Source organism: Nakamurella aerolata (assembly GCF_013002705.1).
Classification (GTDB): Bacteria; Actinomycetota; Actinomycetes; order Mycobacteriales; family Nakamurellaceae; genus Nakamurella; species Nakamurella aerolata.
Genome location: NZ_JABEND010000002.1, coordinates 487,842 through 507,201, shown reverse-complemented (window position 1 = coordinate 507,201; position 19,360 = coordinate 487,842). Strand labels below are relative to the sequence as shown.

Here is a 19,360-nt window from a genome sequence, read left to right as displayed (position 1 = left end):
GGGACGCTCACGGGCTGGTGGCGAACGCGCCTGCCATTGTCGCCCCCACCCCGGCCATGGCCGGGTCGGTGGTGACCTTTCGGCCGGAATCGCGGCGCCGGCCATCGGCAGCACCGCCGCCATGGGCGGCGACATCGTTGAACAGGTCCGTGGCCGCGGCCGACCAGTCCGCGAACCCGAACACCTCGCGGCCGCGCAGGTAGCCGGCCGTCCCCCAGGCCTTGGCCGCGGCGGCATTGTCGACAAGGCCCTCGATCAGCGCGTCGGCGAGGGCGCGCGGATCGTGCGGGGGCACCAGCCGCCCGGTGATGCCGTCGTCCACCATCTCGGGCAGGCCGGCGACATCGGTGCTCACCACGCCGCGGCCGGCGGCCATGGCCTCGAGTACGGCGTACGGAAAGCACTCGACCGCGTACGAGGCCAGCACCAGCAGGCTGGCCTGCGCGAGCTGGTCGTCGATGTCGCCCCTGACACCCAGAAACCTGACGCAGTCGGTGATTCCGAGGTCGGCGGCCAGCCGCTCGAGCTCGGGGCGGCAGGGTCCGTCACCGGCCAGCCGGAGCTGGGCACCCGGCACCGCGGCGCGCACGGCCGGCCAGGCCCGCAACACCGCTGCGTGGTCCTTGTCGGCCCGCATGGCGGCCGTCATCAGCACAGCAGGGCCGGCGAACTCGCCGGGCGCGGTCGGCTGGACCGGTGCCGGCGGCTGGGGAAGGTCGGCCGGGCTCGGCACGCTGTTGGCCAGCACCGAGATCTTCTGCGGCGGCAGTCCGAGCTCGTCGGTGAGGTAGCGCACCTGGGTGTGGCACACGGCGCCGTACCTGGTGACCCAGCCGCCGGTGGCCTTCTCCACCAAGCGCTCCCGCAGGCCGCGGTAGCCGATGTGCCCGTAGGTGTGCTTCCACGCCAGGTACGGCACTCTGAGCCCGCTGCCTGCCAGCTTCCGCAACGCGCCGCGCAGCGCCAGCTCGACCCGGAAGTGGTTGCCGGTCACCAGATCTGGTCGTAGTTCCGCCAGGGTGCTGCGCACCACCGCGACCGACGCCGGCACCGACCGCCAGCCGCCGGGCAGGTCGGCGATGCGCACCTCGACGCCGGCCTGCTCCAGCTCGGCCCGCCACGGGCCGTCCGCGAACGCCAGCACCACCGGTCGCCATTGGGCTCTGTCGATCTGGGTGGCCAGCCAGACACCGTGCCGTTCGGCGCCACCGCGCTGCAACGACGCCAGCACGATCAGCACCGTCCGCGGTTCGGTGATCTCGCCGTCCCTGCCGTTCACATCCACGTCCTGCTCCATACCGATCACGCTCATCACTTCGCTTCTTCCGCACCGGGGCGTCCATCTTCGGACGCGTCGCCACTGCCCGCCGCGGTACCGGTTGCCCGGCGCCGCCTGCGCCATTCCCCTTGCAGTGCACCGGCCACCTTGCCGAGATCCTTGACGGCCATCGCCACCGGCAGCAGCCCGATCGCCGCCGGGCCGGCTCCGACCCGCAGCGCCCGCACCACCGGCAGCGACAAATAACCCGCCGCGCCCGCGGCGGCCATCCAGCGGCCGCGGCGCGAGGCCAGCAGCGCGGGCGTGGCCAGGTAGGCCAGTGCTCTGGCGCCGTCGCGCACCAGCAACGCCCGGTCTCCCCCGTCGGTGGACGCCCGGCCGTAACCGCGGTACATCCGCCAGGTCGCTGCCACCCCGTCCCGCTGCTGCCACGCCACTTCGCCGTCGACAGCGCCGAGACAGTCGCCGTGCTCGGCGATGGCCAGGCCGAAGGACACGTCCTCCCCGGTGGCGAGGTGCTCGGGAAATCCGCCGACCTGGCGCCAGGCAGTCTTGGTGAATCCGACGCACCGGCCGACGGCGAACCGCGGGTCGAAGCCGGTGCCGAACACCGCGGTGTAGCCGCGCACCAGCAGGCTGCGGCGCCTCACCTCTGACGGTTGCGGGTAGCAGGCCAGCGCCTGGGCCAGCTCCATGGCGTTGCGGGCGGTGACCCGGTAAACGCCGGACACCAGCGCCGGCGGCTCCGGCAACGCGAATGCCCTTCGGTACGCCGCCAGGAAGCCAGGCACCGGGACACAGCCGACGTCGGTGCACACCACGAACTCGTTGCCGGCGGCCGCGATGCCGATGTTGCGTCCCTGGGAAATCCCGGCGCCGGGGTGCTCCAGCACCTGTAGCTGCGGGACGTCGGCCCGCAGCTGGCGCAGCTGCTGCAGGCTGCCGTCGGTGGAGCCGCCGTCGACGATGATCAGCTCGTCACCGGGGAGTAGCTGTGGCGCAAGGTCTTCCACCAGCGTCGCGGTGGCGTCACCCTCGTTCAGCACGGTGACGACGACGCTCAGCGGCTGCTCCCGTTCGGCTGTTCCCGGCACCCCGACGCCGGGACGCGCTGCCGCGATGGACGCGGCGACGGCGCCGGCCGTCGGGTCGTGGATCGGCGGCAGCACCGGGCCACCGATGGCGCGGGGCGGTTGGTTCGAGCGCGGGGGCTCCGAGCGCACCGAGCGCGGAGCCGAACCATCGGGTTCGGATGTCAGCTGCACCGGGTAGCCCAGCGCCGAGAGCAGCCCGGCGGCCAGCCGGCGGCGCTGCGGAACCTGCACAAGGTCGGCGCCGGTGAGGGCACCGCCGGCCAGCTGGCTGACCGGTTTGGTCAGCCGTACCGTGCGCAGTTCGGCCGGCGACCCGTCGGCCGGCACCGCCGGCACCGGCCCGGCAACCGGCCGGTCGGCGCCGGACACCAACGACCGCAACAGGTCTCGCCAGGCGCGTTGGCTGGTGCGCAGGTCGGTGCGCTGCTCGGCGCGGTGCCGCGCGGCCCGCCCGGCAGCCGCGGCGGCCGTGGGGTCGGTCAACAGCTGCACAAGGGCGTCGGCGAAGGCGGCGCTGTCGCCGGCGGGGATCACCCGCCCGGTGTCTCCGAGCAGCACGCTCACCCCGTCCACCTCGAAGGCGACGACGGGGCGGGCCGCCGCCATCGCCTCGGCGGCCACCAGCGAGGTGGATTCCCACCGGCTGGGCAGGGCCACCACGTCGGCGGCGGCGTAGTACCGGTCGACGGCATCGCTGGCGCCCACCAGCGTGACTCCATCGGAAACCATGCGCTGCAACGATTCCCGGTCGGGTCCGTCCCCGACGACAAGCAGTTGCGCGTCCGGCACCTGACGCCGCACCTGCGGCCACAGCTGCAGCAGCAGGTCTTGGCCCTTCTGCTCGGCCAGCCGCCCGACGCACACAACGGTGGGCGCATCGGCGAGACCGAGCTCGCGCCGGGCCGCCGAGCGATCGGCCGGTTGCCGGCGCTGCAGGTCGATCCCGTTGGTGATCACCTGCATGCGGGCACCGATGCCGAGCTGCTCGCCGCGGACCCGCTCGTCCGCGCTGACGCAGACGATCACATCGGTGCGGCGTCCGGCCAGGATCTCCCACTGCCCGGCGGCGGCCGCCAACGCGCCGGTGCCGGCCTCGAACGACCAGGCGTGCGGCACGTACACCACCGGCACCCGGCGGCGGGTGAGCCGGCGCAGTCGCCCGGCGAGCCCCGCCTTTGCCGAGTGCAGGACGATCACGTCGGGGTCGACGGACTCGGCAATCCGGCGCAACGCCCTGGCCTCGGAGAGCACACTCCGGCCCGGGTCGCGCACCGCCTCCCAGCGATGCACCCGGGCGCCGAGGGCGGCGGCCCTGGTGCCGAGGGTGCCGTCGGCAGGGCAGGCGAGGTGCACCTGGTGTCCCTCCGACACCTCGTCGGCCACCAGGTCCACCACGACCTGCGGCACTCCGGCCTCGACCGGCTGGCTGACATGCAGAATCCTCAACTGACTTCCTGTCGTTCTGTGTAGCGGCAAGACATGTGCGGGTTCGCCCTGTGGCTGGTGACCCGGTGGGTTCACCCGCTGCGGGTGATCACGGTGCTGGTCGAACCCTGTGCTGGTCAACACCCGTGCTGGTCAACACCCGTGCTGGTCAACCCTGACCAGATCGCCCGCCCGGCTCACACCGCACCGCCCGGCTCACACCGCACCGCCCGGCGCCGGCGGCGTCGGGCGGTACGGGTCGGTGTGCTGGCCGGTGTTGTGCTGGCGGGCAGGTCAGCGGCCCTTGCCGAACAGCACCTCGCTGAAGGTCCGCAGCACGATCTTGATGTCGAGGTAGGGCGACCAGTTCTCGATGTAGTAGTTGTCGGCCCTGGCCCGGTCGGCGATCGAGGTGTCCCCGCGCAGACCGCTGACCTGCGCCATCCCGGTGAGCCCCGTCCGCATCCGGTGCCGGCGCGCGTAACCGGTGTGCTCGGCGGAGAACTGCTCGACGAACGTCGGCCGCTCCGGGCGCGGGCCCACCAGCGTCATGTCGCCGCGCAGCACGTTCCACAGCTGCGGGAGCTCGTCGATGGACGACCGCCGCAGGAAGGCGCCGACCTTGGTGATCCGGTTGGTGTTGTTCGCCGTGCCCCAGGCCGCTTCCTCACCCTCACGCACCGGGCGCATCGACCGCAGCTTCAGGCATTCGAAGGTGCGACCGTCCCGGCCGACCCTGGTCTGCCGGAAGATCACGCTGCCACCGCCGTCCATCCGGACCGCGAGTGCGGCGACGCCCAACAGCGGCGACAGCACCAGCAGCGCAAGGCCGGACACGGCAATGTCGATGCTGCGCTTTGCGAATGCACCGAATCCGGACAGGTTCGGCGACGCGATCCGCATCACCGGGATGGAGCCGATGTGGTCGTCCATGCCGCCCTTGGTACGCAGCATGTGCATGCGCGGCACCACCAGCTTGTCGACGCTGGCCAGTCGCGGATTGTCCAGCGCGGCAACCATTTGCACCTCGTCGAGGTCGCCGTCGGCCAACAGGATCACGTCGGCGTGGGTGCGGGCGACCACGTCGTCGAGGTCGTCAAGGGCGCCGAGGCGCGGCGCGATCGCCCGATCGACGACGCCGGCCGAGTTGTCGACAAAACCGACAACACCGAGGCCGTACCGCGGCCGCTCCGCCAGGTAGCGGGCCAGATCCGCGGCCACCTGCCCGCCGCCGACCAGCACGGTGGCGTGCCGGGTGATCTTGCGGCGACGACTGGAGTTGATCACCGCCGTGGTGACGAACCGGCCGGCCACCAGCATCGCCATCGCGATGGCGGCGCCATGCAGAAAGATCATCAGACCGTCGGCGTCGTGCCGCAGCGCGACCACGATGCCGACCAGGGCAGCCGCGGTCAACAGGTTGCGCAGCAGCGCCGGCAGCTCGTCGAGCACCGACAGGTGCAGCCGGGCGCGGTACCGGCCGCCGCCGGTCAGCAGCACCAGCGCGACCGCGGCCATGGCGACGATGGCCTTCCACTGCTGCGGCGCCCAGAGGATCGGCGACAGCAGGATCAGCAGATCGACCGGCAGCACCAGCATCCAGGCCCGCAGCCGGCGCAGGACGCCGATGGCGCGAGCGGCCGGGGCGGGCTCGTCCGGATCTGTCGCCAGCGGCGCCGGCGTGGTTCGCGGCTGAGTTGTCAGCGGCTGACTTGTTGTTAGCGGCCGAGCCGACGCCGGACCGGCCGTCTGCTGGGTCGACGCCGGACCGGCGGTCGGCCGGGTCGACACCGGACCGGCCGTCGGCTGGGTCGACGTCGGGGCGCTGCCAGGGCGGGCCGGAGCCGGACTGGCACCGGTGCGCGCTGGGGCCGACGAGTCGGGGCTTCCGAGCGGGGAAGGGTGTGTGGTGACGACGTCGCTGTCGCGGGTGGACCGAGTCCTCTTCAGCGTGGGCAGGCTGACCATCACTACTCCGTTGCGACGGGGGCGTGTGCAGCCTTTACGGTAGGTCACCGTTGGTAGTCAGACAATCTCGTTCTTCATCCGAATGGCCTATGAGTGCTCACCCGGATCCGCAACAGATCCAACAAGAGTCACCATTCGTGACGCGTCACCTGCAGTAACGCGTTCTGAACTGATAGTGCAACGCCGTTTCACCTCATCGAGGTGTGATCAAGTCCACGAGAACTCTCCGTAACTATGGGTGTGACCTGCAGCGATTGGGAGATTCCCGGCGCCGCCACGGTCCGGCGCCTCGACAGGGACGCGATTGCGCGCCCACGTGGCCGCCCCGCGCCGACCGCTCACCCATGGGCGGATTCGAGTTCTTTATCGATCGAGTGAACGCTCGCGGGGCGCATCAGCGCCGCGTGCGCTCCGCGTATCGGCCTGCCATCATTCGTTAGAGTGACGTCACTAACGGGCTAATCGCATCGGCGACAATCACGCTTCGCGAAGCGGTGGATTTCCGGGGGCGGCGCGCCCGCCCGACCCGACTCCTGACATGACTGTCGACCCCGACTACTGGCTCTGCTGGGATATTTCGCTCATGCCGGAAACACCCAGCCCGGCGACGAACCGCGCCGTCACCGCGGTGAGATCGGTGATCGCCGTGCCGACCACCACCGCGCTGGCGCCCGCGGCAACCGCGGCGCCTACCTGATCCGGACTGCCGATCCGTCCTTCGGCGATCAGCGTCGCCTCCGGCTGCCGCCGCCGGATGTCGGCCACCAGATCGAGGTCCGGCCCCGCAGCCGTGCCGGGCACCGCCCGGCCCTGGGGTGCGGTGTCCGGGGTGTAGCCGGACAGCGTGGTGGCGACCGCGTCGGCACCGATGGCCAGCGCCGCATCCGCTTCCGCCGCGGTGGCGACGTCGGCCAGCACCAGCACTCCCAGCCGGTGCGCCAGCACGATCTGCTCGGCCAACGACGACCCGTCCAGCCGTGGCCGCGCGGTGGCATCGATCGCCACCATGTCGGCACCGGCGGCGGCGCACTCGCGCACCGCCTGCAGGGTCGAGGTGATCGAGACCGGGGCGTCCAGCTTGATCAGCCCGATCAGTGGAACGGTGACGGCGGCGCGCACGGCACGCAGGTCGGCGACTCCGCCGACGCCGCCGGCCCGGATGCCCACTGCCCCACCGGCTTCGGCAGCCGCGGCCAGCCGCGCCATGGTCGCGCTGTCCCGCAGCGGGTGGCCTGCGGACGCCTGACACGACACGATCAGGCCCCCGGCCAGTCGGTCCAGCAGCGCCGTGTTGTTCGACGCCTCGTTGTTCGACGCCTGGTTGTCGGGCTCCTGGTTGTCGGGCTCCTGGTGGTTCGCCGCCGCGCTGTCGGATCCAGCAGTGTCGGATCCAGCACTGTCCAACCCACTGCTGTGAGATCCAGTGCCGTGCAACGGATTGCTCATCGATCGTTTCCCTCCCTTGAGGTCCCTGGTGCTCGCTGTGCTCTCGGGTGTTCGCGGAGCGCGGTCACCGCGGCACCGACGATCGGCGCAGCTGTGCCAAGTGCGGCCGGCACCATCGTCAGCCGTCGGTCGGCCGGCCAGCTGCCGGCTGCGACGGTCAGCGCGAAATCCTTCCGTAGCTGCTCGCCCACCTGCCAGGCTCCGCCGGCCAAGATCAGGGTGTCGACATCGAGCACCGTGACCAGGCCGGCAATCGCGGTACCGGCGAGCGTTGCCGCCCGCGAAACCACCTGGGCGGCAACGGGATCGCCAGCAGCCAGGGCGATGCCGACCGCGCGCAGGTCGACCCCGGAGCCGGGGACCGGCGCCCCCGGACCTGCTGCCCCGGCGTCCGTCCTGGCCGCCATCGAGCCGGTTCGGTGCGCGTACTCGGCGGCGATCGCCGGACCGCTGGCCACCGCCTCCAGGTGCCACCGGCTACCGCACCCGCACCGGATGACGCCGGGCTCGGTAACGGCGAGATGCGCCAGCTCACCAGCGGTGCCGACCGCGCCCGTCTGCAGCGTCCCGTCAAGGACGACGGCCCCGCCGACCCCGGTCCCGAGGCTGAGCAGCAGCACCCGCCGCTGTCCCCTCCCGGCGCCGGCGGCCAGCTCGCCGAGGGCGGCCATCCGGACGTCGTTGTCGACCCTGACCGGCAGCCCGGTGCGCCTGCCCAGCTCGGCGGCTGCCGGGGTGCCGGCCCAGCCGGGGACGGTGCTGCCGGCCGCCAGTACGATCCCCCGCGCCGAGTCGATCACGCCGGGCAGACCTGCCCCGACGGCGCTGACTTGTTGTCCCTCTTGCGTTTTCGCGAGCTCGCGCAGCTCGTCGACCAGCGCGGCGCAGGTGTCCAGAATGGCGTCGGCACCCGCCGGCGTCGCTGCCTGCCGCCGTGCCAGCACCTCGGGTTCTTGCGGCCGTTCCGATCCCGTGTCGATCGGGGACGAGGTGCTGCATCGAACCAATCCGGCAGCGATCTTGGTGCCGCCGACGTCCAACCCGACGGCCAGCGCCGGCCGGCCGGGGCGAGCAGGTACCGGCCGGCGCGGACGGCACGCCGCCGGAACCGCTACTTCCGCCATTGCTGACCGTTGACCTCCGGGTACCGCGGGGTTGCCTCCGCGTTGCTCACCGTTGAACTCCTCACCGAATGCGTCGGGGCCTACTACCGATCATGCTGCTGTTCTCAGTGACCTCTGGATGTCGGACGTCCAACGTCCTATGATCACGGTAGCGCGCGCTTCGCAGGGCCGTCAACGAGCCGGCGGCGCCGAGCCGGATAGCCTGCTGCGAGGCAGCCATCCGGGCTCGGTGACCGGCGGTTCCCGGCCAGGCCGGGCCACGCCACCGCGGGCTCGATCGCGCACCACACCGGAGGGAGTTGCTGTGGCCTCTACCGCTGATCGCATCGTCGAGTTGCTGCGCGAGCGCCGGCTCTGCCCCGGAGATCCGGTGCCGACCGAACAGGAGCTGATCGCCGAGCTCGGCGTCGCCCGCAACACCGTGCGGGAAGCGATCCGCGAGCTACGCACGCTCGGCATCGTCGAAGTCCGGCACGGATTCGGCACCTTTGTCGGCGCGGCGGCGCTGGAAGCCGTCAGCCGGACCCTGGTGTTCCGGGTGATCTCGAACCCCTCCGGTGAGCTGATCGGCATGCGGGAACTGCTCGACATGCGCGAGCTGATCGAGGTGTCGATGGCCCGCCGCCTTGCCGGCACGCTGTCCGCCGAGCGGCTGGCCACCCTGTGTGAGCTTGCCGACCGGATGGCCGACGCGCAGCAGCGGGTGGCCGCCGACCGAGATTTTCACCGGACTCTGTATGCCGGGCAACCCAATTCGCTTGTCGGTGAGCTGGTCGACGTGTTCTGGGACGCCTACCACGTGGTGGTGCCGCAGCTCCGCGAGCTCACCGAGGCAGCGTTCGACGCCACCGTGCGCCGGCACCGGCGCATCGTCGACGCCCTGGAGTCCGGCGGCGCCGATGCGGCGGCCACCGCCATGACCGAACACTTCGCAGACCTGCACGAACGCGTCGAGTCGGCCGCGGCGCGGGCCGCGAAAACCCTGGCGGCAGAACGAGACTCGGCCAGCGGCGCCGGTCGGTAACCGGTCTCGGCCGATCCGCAGCCTCCTCCGCCAATCCACAGCCGGTCTCGGCCGGTATCAGCCCGGCTGGTCGCGATCGCGGACGACGGTCACGTCGTCGACGGTGATGCCGAGCGCCGCCTCGATTCCGCCGACTGCCGATGCCAGTTCGGCCGCATCGATGTCGGGTGCCGAGTCGAACAACACCACCTGCAGCGGACGGACTTTCGCCGACCCGCCGGCTCGCCAGTAGCCGCCGATGCGTCCGTCGATCAACACCGGCGGCAGCACCAGCCCGTTGTTCTGGTTCCACAACCGCCGATGCTCGTCGTCGCCGACGAACCGGCCGCGTCCCGCCGGGTGGTAGCCGCACAGCAGCGCGTCGAACTCGGGCAGCAACCGGACCCGCCGCCGGCTGCCGCCGGAAATCGGCGCGCCGGGAGCGTCGAACAGCTGCTCCGAACCAGGGCCATCGACCCGCTCGATCCGGCCGTCGGCCAGCAGCGCGGCGATCGCCGCGTCCACCACGGTCAGACCGAGGCCGGACCACCACGCCAGGTCGCGCCGGCTCGCCGGTCCGTGCGCCCGCAGGTGCAGAAGTATCGCGACCCGCACCGGGTCGGTGTCGCCGCCGTGCGGATCCGGCTGCGGCACAGTCGATTCGGCGGCAGCGTCATCGGTGACGGAGGCGGCAGCATCGGCACCGGTGACGGCGTGGTCGGCCAGCACCGCTGCCCGGTGGCGGTACTCGGCGGCCGTCTGTCCGGCCCAGTCGTCGTTGCTGGGGCGGCGGATCAGCCCGCCGTGCCCGAAGGCGAGATACCGGCTCATGCCCGGTGACGGCTCCGGCCTCGGCTCCGTCGTCGGCCCCGGCACCGCACCGGTTGAGCGGTGCCGGCGCAGCCAGCCGTGGAGGTGGCCGGTGAGTTCGTCGACGCTGCGCCAGTTTTCGGCGAAGGTCTCAAGGCTGGCCCACAGCTGGTGCACCTCGTCGCTCTGCAGCGTCAACCTGCGCTCCCATTCCCGGCGTTGGCCGATTCTGGTGATCCGGTCGAGCACCGCGAGTTGGGCCGGCGTGCCGGTGTGCACCGTTCCGCGAATCACGCTGCCGCGCAACAGCTGTGCCTGCCGGAAGGCGTCGCTGATCACGCGGTTGCTGACGCCGGGAGCCCGCGCCGCCAGCCCGAGAAACGTGGATCGCGCGGTTTGCGACTGGATGGGCCCGATGCGGTCGAGCAACTCGGCAACCGCCGCAACGCTTGCCGGTTTCCGCACCGCGGGGAACTGCCGGGCCAGGGTGCGCCGCCGGATCTCGGCCCATGGATCTGCCATCAGTCCATTGTGGACAACCCCACCGACAGCAGCCGGAGCCGGCCTAGCGTCGCGGGGTGGAAGGCGCCGCCGGCCGTGGTGGCCGCGGCCGAGGTGAACGGGATGTCATCAGCACATGCGCAGAGCACCGAATCTCAGGCGGGACCGATGGGGCAGGCTGCGTGGGTCGGCCACGCTGCTCGCGGCGCTCTGCCGGCGCCGGGCAACAGCGCCGTCGCCTGTTGTTCGAAGTCGGCCCGCCGCCCTCGCGCCGCCCGCTGCTCCCGCGCCGCCCGCTGCTCTCGCGCTGCCCGCTGCTCTCGCACTGCCTGATGGTCGTCCGCGGTCCGCCGTTCTCACCCGGACCGCCGTCCTCACGGTGTCTGCCGCGGTAGCGCTGAGCGCCTGCACGGCAACGGTTTCCGGCCAGGTCGGTGCCGTACCGGGCAACAGCCAACACAGCAGTCTGCAGGGCACCGCCGGTCACCGCGGCACGAGCCCGGCCGAGCGGCCCGACGCCGGGGGTCGCCCCAACGAGGTCGCCTGGGAGATGCCGCCGGACATCCCCGGCTGGAAGCGGTCGGACTACCAGGGGGACCTCACGCTCTACCAGCTGGACGCACTCCCGTGCGCCGTCGTCGTCGAACGAGATGACACACCCCAGCCCAGCGAGAGCACCGATCGCGACCTGTTGCGACGCGCCGCCGGGGCGCTCATGGACGCCGACCTGCGGCTGGCTCGTTTGTCTGAGATCCGCGCGCTGCCGCCGCGGGGGTTCGCACTGGCCTCGGACCCGAGCGCCACCGTCGACTTTTCGGCGCAGCTGCTGATCGGGGACGGTCTGAGCGCCTTCAGCTACGTCAAACAGATCGGCACCGTGGCACTGCTGGTCAGTGTCATGTGCACCTCAGGGGTGATCGGCGCTGCCGCCAATCCGCTGTCGGGTTACGCGCTGCTGGTCGAACCGGGCCTGCGCCGGCTCCGGGTCAGGTATCGGCCCTGAGCGCTACTTGAGCCCTGATGTCTTGATGGATTCGACGATCTGCCGTTGGAAGATGAAGAAGATCACCAGCGTCGGGACCGCTGCGACGGTCGCGGCTGCCAGCACGTAGTTGAAGTTCGAGGCGTACTGCTGCTGGAAGCTGGAGATACCCACCTGCACGACGGTGAGGTTCTGGTCGGCGATGATCGTCAACGGCCAGATGAAGGCATTCCAGTTGGCGAGGAAGAAGAACACCGCGAGCGCCGCCAGCACCGGCCGGCTGAGGGGAAGGATGATGCGCCAGTAGATCTTCCAGTAGCTGGCGCCGTCGACGTGGGCGGCTTCCTCCAGCTCGTTCGGGATCGACAGGTAGAACTGCCGCAGCATGAAGATGCCGAAGGCGTTGAACAACGCGGGCACGATCAGGCCGAGGTAGGAGTCGAGCATGCCGAGCTGACGCACCACCAGGAACAGCGGGACGATGATCGCCGGCAGCGTGATCAACATGGTCGAGAACATCAGCACGAAGATGGTGTCGCGGCCGCGGAACTTCAAGCGGGCCAACGAGTACGCAGCCATCGAGTGCAGCCACAGCGAGACGATGGTGACGATCGCCGAGACGAAGAAGCTGTTGAACAGGTACCGCAGGAACGGCACCTGGGTGAACACGTAGACGAAGTTGTCGAAGGTCGGCTTGGCCGGGATCAGCGAGCCGTTGGTCACCTCGTCGGCCGGTTTGAACGCGCTGGTCAGCATCCAGAACAGCGGGAAGATGGTGAACAGCGCGAGGATCAGCGCCAGCAGGAACCAGGCCCAGCGCCTGGCTCCGTTCCCGCGACCGGCGTCGGTGGCCTTGCCGGAAGGTGCTGTGCGGCGCGCGATCTCGTCGTCGGACAAACCGGCGAGCGCGGCAGTCTTGTCACCCCGGGAACCCCGGGGTGCGCGGCCGGCGGCATCAGTCGTTGTCAAAGCGGCCTCCCCTGGTCACGGCGAAGATCACCATTGAGATGGCCAGCATGACGAGAACCAGGAAGGTGCTCATCGCCGCGGCGTAGCCGAATTCGCCGTACTGGAACGCCTGCTGGAAGATGTAGAAGATCACCAGGGTTGTGGAGTTGGCCGGGCCGCCCTTGGTCAGCACGTAGATCAGGTCGAGCCCGCCGGTGAGCGCGGCGATCGTCGTGGTCAGCAGGACGAAGAAGCTGGTGGGCCGCAGCAGCGGCCAGGTGATCGACTTGAACGAGGCCCAGCCACCGGCACCGTCGATGGTGGCGGCCTCGTAGTACTCCTTCGGGATGTCCTGGATGCCGGCCATGAAGATGATCATGTAGTAGCCCATCTGGTACCAGACGGTCACCACGATGACGCTGGCCAGCGCGTACTTCGGGTCGCCCAGCCATGAGGCTTCGACGCCGATACCGGAGAACAACCGGCTCACCACACCGACCTTGTCGGTCAGCATGAACTGCCAGACCAGGCCGACCACCACAAGGCTGACCACGTACGGCACGAAGAACGCGCTGCGGAAGACGCCGATCATCGGGATCTTCTTGGTGACCAGAATGGCCAGCGCCAGCGACACCACGAACAGCAGCGGCACCAGGATCACGATGTACACCAAGCTGCGCAGCAGGCTCGAGGTGAACTGCGGATCGGAGAACATGCGCTGGAAGTTGGCGAAGCCGACGAAGTCGTAGGCGCCGAACCCGTTGACCCGGAAGAACGACAGCACAAAGGTGAGCACCATCGGGATGCCGAGAAAGATCAGCAGGCCGATCGCGTCCGGCAACACGAAAAGCCAGCCGGCGCGGCGTTCCCGGCGGCGCCGTTCGCTGGTGGTGCCACCGGCCGTCCCGGCTGGCGGGCCGGCCGTCGGGCTCGACCGATCGGCGGCGTCGGTGGGCGAGGTCGCGGTGGTCATTCCATCCTCGGTCCGTCGTAGGTCTTCAGGTAGGCGTCGATGGCCTTGTTCGCGGTCTCGGCGGCCTGCGCCGGATCGGCGCCGGCCAGCTGGCAGGCCTGCACGGCATCGGAGATCGCCTTGTACACCACCGGTGGGTAGCGGGGCTCACCGCGGCCGCCGGGAAAGATGTCGTCCTTGAACGTCTTCATCACCGGGGTGTCGTAACCGCCCTTGGCCGTCCCTCGCTGCAGCGCGGACTTACGTGGCGCGATGTCGCTCTTGGCATAGGTGCACCAGTCGACCATCCGGTTGATGCTGTGGTCCTCCATGGAGCCGAGCGCGTACACACAGAACTCGGCGGCTGCCTGCGCATCCCGGCTCTTGGCGTTGGCGACAAAGGCCCAGCCGCCGAGCGCCGTGGTGTACTCGCCGCCGGATGGCCACGGCGTCTTGAACACGCCGTAGTCGAAGTCGGGAGCATTCAGCTGAAATGCCACCACGTTCCAGATGCCGGAGTGCCACATGGCCGCCTGGCCGCCGGACAGCGCACCGACCAGATCGCCCGCTGCCGGCAGCGTCCGTGGCGCCACCCCGGTACGCACGGTGTCGGCCCAGAATCGCAGCGACTGCTCGCCGGCGGCACCGGCAAAGGTGGCTGCGGTCTGGTCTTCGTTGAACATCTTGCCGTTGGCCGCCCAGAACCACGGGTAGTAGGTGAAGTTCTGGTAGTAGCCGGGGACGGTTTCCAGCACCAAGCCTGAGCTGCTGGCACTGGTCAGCTTGTCGGCCACGTTGAGCAGCTGGTCCCAGCTGGTGGGGATGTCGCCCTCGGACAACCCGGCCCGCTCCCATGCCGGCCGACTGTAGAAGATGGTCAGCGGCTCAATTTCCATCGGCAATGCATAGACCTTGCCGTCGACGGTGCGGGTGGCCAACGCGTCGGGGAAGAAATCGTCGATCGCTTCCTGGGTCATGTAGGGCGTCAGATCGGCGAGCACGCCCCCGGTCTGGTACCGCAAGAAGTCGCCAGGACTGATCAGGAAGATGTCAGGACCGTTGCCGGCGGCGAAGGCGGTCGGCAACTTGCTGCCCGAATATGCTTGTCCTGGAATGTATTCCAGCACCACCTGGCGTTCGTGGCTGCTGTTCCAGTCGCTCACCAGCTTGGCGAACCAGTCGCTCTGCCGCTGCAGGTCTTCCTTCTCCTGGGTGACCGGCGAGTAGAAGTTCCAGAACCGCAACGGTTCGGACGCCGACGCCGAGCTGCACGACGAGATCAACGGGGTGGCGATACTGCCGGCCGCGATCGCTCCGCCCATCTTGAACAGCCGGCGACGATTCAACCCGCCCGAGAGATCGGTGCTCGGGTTCACATGCTGGGGTGTCTCAGGCACTCCGCTTCATACTCCTCATCGAGCAATCGATTTCTCGGCCGATGGTATGGAGAGTTCCGGCCAGGGTCAAGGACGGCACTGCGTCACCCGCACCGCACGGACGGCTGCCGGCGACCGGCCGCCGCCCGCTGTCGAGACTGCTGTTGGGTCCGCATCGTCGCCGGTCAGAGCGCGGAAAAGTGCTTCTGCGGCAGGCTTTCGGCAACCCCGCTGGCCGCAGGGGTTGGGAGCGGCCAGATTTCTTTTCCGCGAGTCGGCCCGGCACCGAGCCTGGTGTGCCCTGGCGAGTCCCAGGCACCGAGCCTGGTGTGCCCTGGCGAGTCCCGGCGCCGCGCCTGGTGCGCCAGGGCGGGTCGTCATCGGGGACGGCACCGAGCCGGGCGCGCCATAGCGGGTCCGTCATCGGGGACGGCGCTGCGCCTGCTGATACGCCGACGGCGGGCTGCCGAGTGCCCTGCTGAAATCCCGCGTCAGATGCGCCTGATCGGCGTAGCCGAGCTCGGCGGCAACGTCGGCCCACACCACGCTCTCCCCGGCGCGCACCCGTTCGGCGGCATCGATCAGCCGGTACCGCCGGATCACCCAGGTGGGCGAGGCGCCCGCGTACTCGGCGAACAGGCGCTGCAACGTGCGGACGCTGAGGCCGGCCGGGCGCGCCAGTTCGACCGCCGAGCGGATGGACCGATCGACCTCGGCCGCCCTGGCGATGCCGGCAACCTCACGCGCCGTCGCCAGCCGCCGCGGGTCGGCGGCCGCGACCAGCTCGGCGAGCGTTGCGGCCAGGGTCGCGGCCCGCTGCGCCGCGGTGGTGGCGGCCGCCATTGCTGCGGCCAGCGCTGCCGCGTCCACCGGCAGTACCCGGCTTATCGGCACGTCACGGTCGGTGAGTTCTGCCGTCGAGGTTGGCGGTGAACCGGTGGTTGAGGCGGCGGGCGTTCCCGGTGGCGCCGCGACCGCCGCTTCCGCGGCCCCGGCAAATGGCGCAACCTGCGCACCGCCCGTTGCCGCACCCGCCGCTGTCGTCGGTGCGGCATGGCGTTGAGCAGCGTCAGCTGCCCGCGGCGCCCGTCCGGCACCGGGCGGAGCAGCTTGGGCTGCCATCGTCGTCCGTCCGGCATCGGGCGGGGCGCCGTGAGCCGAGACCGGCACCGGTTCCGCAGCGGGCAGAACGACCTGAGCTGCCACCGTCGTCCGTCCGGCATCGGGCGGGGCGCCGTGAGCCGAGACCGGCACCGGTTCCGCAGCGGACGGAACGGCCTGAGCTGCCACCGGTGCCGTTGGCGCCGCGCTGCCGCGTCCGGCGAGCAGACCGCCGAAGCCGCCGGTGGTGGTCTTGGCGGCAACGTTCCAACCCGCGCCGGTGAGCAGCCTGATCTGGACGCGCGTCGTCACCCCGACCACCCGCGCCGCCACCGGGAAGGGCCCGCGCGGCGGCCGCTCGCCCTCCGGCGGTCCGTCACCCACGCTGATGTTCACCGACGGGTGCGACAACACCCGGGAGCGGTAGCTGCGGCCCGGCGGCAGGTCCCACCGCACACTCCAGAACCAGTCGACGATGCCGGCGAGCGCCTCACCTGCCGGAAACCGTTGCAGCTCAACGTATTGCTGCAGCTCCAGCGGGTCGAGAATGCCGCGGGTATCCGAACTCGGATCTCCGTGACGGTGGCCGTCCGGCCGGTCGTCGCCGCCGGCCGCGGTGTTGCGTTCCCGCACCCGGCAACCGTAATCCGCCGCCACGACAGAGCGGAGTCGCCGACCCCGGCGGCATCGCCACCGAACCTGTCGCGAATGTTCAAACCCTGCCCACACCGCGTTGGATAACGTCAGCACCATGACCGCAACGAGCACACCACCGCCCACCGCCGCGCAGCTGCACCCCGTGCTGGAAGACCTGGCCGCGCTACTGGACAACGTCTCCGAAGAGCAATGGAACGCACCGACGCCGTGCAGCGATTTCACCGTCGCACAGTTGCGCGACCACGTCGTGCAGTGGAGCAGCGCCTTCGCCGGAGGCCTGGCCGACCCGGACGGGCGCACTCCCGACGCGGACTCGATCGCCGTCGCCGGCGACGGCGCCGATCAGCTCAGGAGCAATGCCGACAAGATCTCCGACGCGGTCGACGACGGCGCCGCCGACCGGCCGTTGTTCATCGGTGACGAATCGCTGCCTGGCGACATGTCGCTGGCGATGATCCTGTGGGAGTACCAGGTGCACGGCTGGGACCTGGCCGTCGCCACCGGCCAGCCGTGGTCGCCCGACGAAGCCGGCGTGCGGGCCAGCCTGGCCTTTGCGCCCGGCATGTTGACGCCTGACTTTCAGGGCGAGGGCAAGTCGTTCGGGCCTCGCGTCGCGGTGCCGGCCGACGCGGCGGCGATCGACCACCTCGTCGGCCTTTCCGGCCGGGACCCGCAGTGGCGGCCGTGATGAGCGCACCGACTCCGGGCGCGCAAGCCGCGGGCGCGCAGACTTCCGGCGCTCCGTCTCCGGGCGCTCAGACCGCGGGCGCGCAGTCTTCCGGCGCACCGGCTCCCGGCGCTTCCGGCGTGCAGACTTCGGGGGCGCCGGCGGCAGATGCGCAGACCGCGGGCGGTCGCGCCGAAAGCACCTTCGTCGTCAGCGAATTCACCCCAACCGAGTGGAAATCCGAGGTGCAGACCGGGCTGCCCACCGGCACCGTGTTGATGCGCAAGGACTTCACCGGCGACATCGACGGCTGGGCACAGACCATGTTCTGCTACTCCTTCGACGAGCAGCGCGGCGGCACCTACGTCGCCATCGAGTCGTTCACCGGCGGCATCGGCGGCCACGCCGGCACCTGCAACATCGCCCATTCGGCCACCACCAAGGGAACGGACCGCACCGACGAGTTCCTGCTCATCGTCCCCGGCAGCGGAACCGATGCCCTGCAAGGAATCTCGGGCTCCGGTCGCATCGTCATCGATCCCGACGGCACCCACCACCTGCTGCTGGCCTACACGCTCGACCCGCCCGACTGACCCGCCGCACCAGCCCTGCCCGTTCGCACATGTTTCAGCACATCGCGCACCTGGTGGACGGCACCAGGTGTGCGACGTGCTGGAAGGTGCGCGATCCCTGGCACGGGACAGACTAAGGGGTCGCGGCATGATCGGCCGAGCTGTCCACAATCGAGCACGGTCACCGGTGAACGATCCACATTTTTCCGTCGACGCTTTCGAAACATGCTTCGGCGCAGCCATTCTCAGCTCATGACCACTGCGAACGGCCTTCATACTCGAACCGCATTACTAGCCCAGGGAGTCACCGACGCAGAGATCAAGGTGCACCTTCGCAAGGGCACGCTGGAGCTGGTGAGCCGGGGTACGTACCGCACAGTGAACTCCGGCGCACCCTGGCCGGTTCAACAGTTCATCGACCGTTCACTAGCGGCGGCCCATGCTGCCCCCAAGCTGATCCTCAGTCACCTGTCGGCCGCTGCGGTGTGGGGACTGCCGATGGCGCGAGACGCCAACATCTCACGCGTGCATCTCACCCGGATCGGAAGTAGCGGCAGGCGGCGGCAATCGGGCAGGCTTATCCATTGCGCCAACCTGTTATACGACGAGGTGACCATTCTCGACACCGCCGTCGGCACGGTCGCTATCACTTCGCCTGAGCGCACGATTCTCGACGTCGGGCGTACCGAGTCGAAGCTGACAGCAGTCACCATCGGCGACGCCGCTCTTCATGCTCGGCTCTGCAGCCCCGACGAGGTGGCTGAACAGCTACGTCGGCAGTCTCGCCAAGCCGGTATACCGGCGGCGCGTCGGGCGCTGGCGTTGTTGGACGGACGGGCAGAGAGCCCCGGCGAGACCTGGGTGCGAGTTCTTTTCACCGAAGCCGGATTGCCGCCCAGTCAATCGCAGGTGGAAGTGTTTGATGAGGCTGGTCGCTTCGTCGGTCGAGCAGATGGAGCCATCACGGACGCTGGGTTGATCTGGGAGTACGACGGCGGAGGGAAGTACCGGGAACTGCTGCGACCCGGAGAGGATGTGACTCGGGCGGTCTTGGACGAGAAGAATCGACAAGATCAAATGACGGAGCTCGGGTGGCTTGTGATGCGAATCGACAAGCGCGACCAGGCAGCCCCCGCCCAACTGGTACAACGCGCACGCCGGCTCGTTTCATCGCGAGTGGGGCTGCCCAGGCCACGGGGCTTCGCCCGCCCGCTGCCCTGGAACAGGATTCTCACCTGACGCTGCCCGACCAGGTGCACCAAGCCACTCCATCGCGCGCCGTGCGGCACGTCGCACACCCCCGGACGTTCTCCACGTGTGCGACGTGCTGAAACTTGCGCGAACCCGCGTGCCCGCCAGTTGCCCAGCGCGCCACATCAGCGCGCCAACAGGGCAGGCGAAGGGCACGGCAAATGACGAAGTCCCCCACCGGAACCCGGTGGGGGACTTCGTCTT

15 protein-coding genes are annotated in these 19,360 nt (G+C 70.0%); 5 read left to right on the top strand and 10 right to left on the bottom strand.

Translation table 11 applies throughout. The features are described 5' to 3' along the window. Window positions 1-7: 7 nt before the first annotated feature. The 5 genes from HKD39_RS05470 to HKD39_RS05450 all read right to left on the bottom strand — a co-directional run bounded on the left by HKD39_RS05470 (window position 8) and on the right by HKD39_RS05450 (window position 8,336). Complete coding sequence (locus HKD39_RS05470) at window positions 8-1,312, bottom strand: glycosyltransferase (RefSeq protein WP_171198781.1); 1,305 nt, start codon at window positions 1,310-1,312, stop codon at window positions 8-10. Continuing rightward, window positions 1,312-3,819 (bottom strand): glycosyltransferase, encoded by a 2,508-nt coding sequence (locus HKD39_RS05465; RefSeq protein WP_171198780.1) that lies wholly within the window; start codon window positions 3,817-3,819, stop codon window positions 1,312-1,314. The genes HKD39_RS05470 and HKD39_RS05465 overlap by 1 nt, the downstream gene beginning before the upstream one ends. Before the next feature lie 273 nt (window positions 3,820-4,092). Next, complete coding sequence (locus tag HKD39_RS05460; protein WP_212754013.1) at window positions 4,093-5,766, bottom strand: sugar transferase; 1,674 nt, start codon at window positions 5,764-5,766, stop codon at window positions 4,093-4,095. 555 nt (window positions 5,767-6,321) lie between these two features. Then, window positions 6,322-7,212, bottom strand: a complete 891-nt coding sequence (locus HKD39_RS05455) for a putative N-acetylmannosamine-6-phosphate 2-epimerase (protein WP_171198779.1) — start codon at window positions 7,210-7,212, stop codon at window positions 6,322-6,324. Further along, window positions 7,209-8,336 carry an ROK family protein gene (locus HKD39_RS05450; protein ID WP_171198778.1) on the bottom strand — a complete coding sequence of 376 codons (1,128 nt, stop codon included), beginning with the start codon at window positions 8,334-8,336 and terminating at the stop codon, window positions 7,209-7,211. The genes HKD39_RS05455 and HKD39_RS05450 overlap by 4 nt, the downstream gene beginning before the upstream one ends. Window positions 8,337-8,640: 304 nt before the next feature. Here HKD39_RS05450 and HKD39_RS05445 point away from each other — a divergent pair, with 304 nt between their 5' ends. Beyond that, window positions 8,641-9,360, top strand: coding sequence for a FadR/GntR family transcriptional regulator (locus HKD39_RS05445; RefSeq protein ID WP_212754011.1), 720 nt, complete (start codon window positions 8,641-8,643; stop codon window positions 9,358-9,360). A gap of 57 nt (window positions 9,361-9,417) precedes the next feature. Here the strand turns inward: HKD39_RS05445 and HKD39_RS05440 are convergent, their stop codons facing one another. After that, entirely contained in the window at window positions 9,418-10,671 is a 1,254-nt protein-coding gene (locus HKD39_RS05440) for a DNA glycosylase AlkZ-like family protein (protein ID WP_171198776.1), read from the bottom strand. A 358-nt stretch (window positions 10,672-11,029) separates the two neighbouring features. On the opposite strand from HKD39_RS05440, the gene HKD39_RS05435 reads away from it, so the two are divergent. Continuing rightward, complete coding sequence (locus HKD39_RS05435) at window positions 11,030-11,653, top strand: hypothetical protein (RefSeq protein ID WP_171198775.1); 624 nt, start codon at window positions 11,030-11,032, stop codon at window positions 11,651-11,653. A 3-nt stretch (window positions 11,654-11,656) separates the two neighbouring features. Here the strand turns inward: HKD39_RS05435 and HKD39_RS05430 are convergent, their stop codons facing one another. From HKD39_RS05430 to HKD39_RS20330, 4 genes are all read right to left on the bottom strand, one after another. Further along, window positions 11,657-12,388: an ABC transporter permease subunit gene (locus tag HKD39_RS05430; RefSeq protein WP_171198991.1), complete on the bottom strand. Its 732-nt coding sequence runs from the start codon at window positions 12,386-12,388 to the stop codon at window positions 11,657-11,659. A gap of 199 nt (window positions 12,389-12,587) precedes the next feature. Then, the gene (locus HKD39_RS05425) at window positions 12,588-13,553 is read right to left on the bottom strand and encodes a carbohydrate ABC transporter permease (RefSeq protein WP_171198774.1); all 966 of its coding nucleotides are present in this window, start codon (window positions 13,551-13,553) and stop codon (window positions 12,588-12,590) included. Continuing rightward, entirely contained in the window at window positions 13,550-14,929 is a 1,380-nt protein-coding gene (locus tag HKD39_RS05420; protein ID WP_212754008.1) for an ABC transporter substrate-binding protein, read from the bottom strand. Before HKD39_RS05420 ends, HKD39_RS05425 begins: the two co-directional genes overlap by 4 nt. Before the next feature lie 399 nt (window positions 14,930-15,328). Beyond that, window positions 15,329-16,642 (bottom strand): helix-turn-helix domain-containing protein, encoded by a 1,314-nt coding sequence (locus HKD39_RS20330; protein ID WP_171198773.1) that lies wholly within the window; start codon window positions 16,640-16,642, stop codon window positions 15,329-15,331. A 118-nt stretch (window positions 16,643-16,760) separates the two neighbouring features. Here HKD39_RS20330 and HKD39_RS05410 point away from each other — a divergent pair, with 118 nt between their 5' ends. The 3 genes from HKD39_RS05410 to HKD39_RS05400 all read left to right on the top strand — a co-directional run bounded on the left by HKD39_RS05410 (window position 16,761) and on the right by HKD39_RS05400 (window position 19,144). Further along, entirely contained in the window at window positions 16,761-17,354 is a 594-nt protein-coding gene (locus HKD39_RS05410) for a TIGR03086 family metal-binding protein (RefSeq protein WP_171198772.1), read from the top strand. Further along, window positions 17,354-17,926, top strand: coding sequence for a DUF3224 domain-containing protein (locus HKD39_RS05405; protein ID WP_171198771.1), 573 nt, complete (start codon window positions 17,354-17,356; stop codon window positions 17,924-17,926). Before HKD39_RS05410 ends, HKD39_RS05405 begins: the two co-directional genes overlap by 1 nt. A gap of 231 nt (window positions 17,927-18,157) precedes the next feature. Continuing rightward, complete coding sequence (locus HKD39_RS05400) at window positions 18,158-19,144, top strand: type IV toxin-antitoxin system AbiEi family antitoxin domain-containing protein (RefSeq protein WP_171198770.1); 987 nt, start codon at window positions 18,158-18,160, stop codon at window positions 19,142-19,144. The last annotated feature ends 216 nt before the right edge of the window (window positions 19,145-19,360 follow it).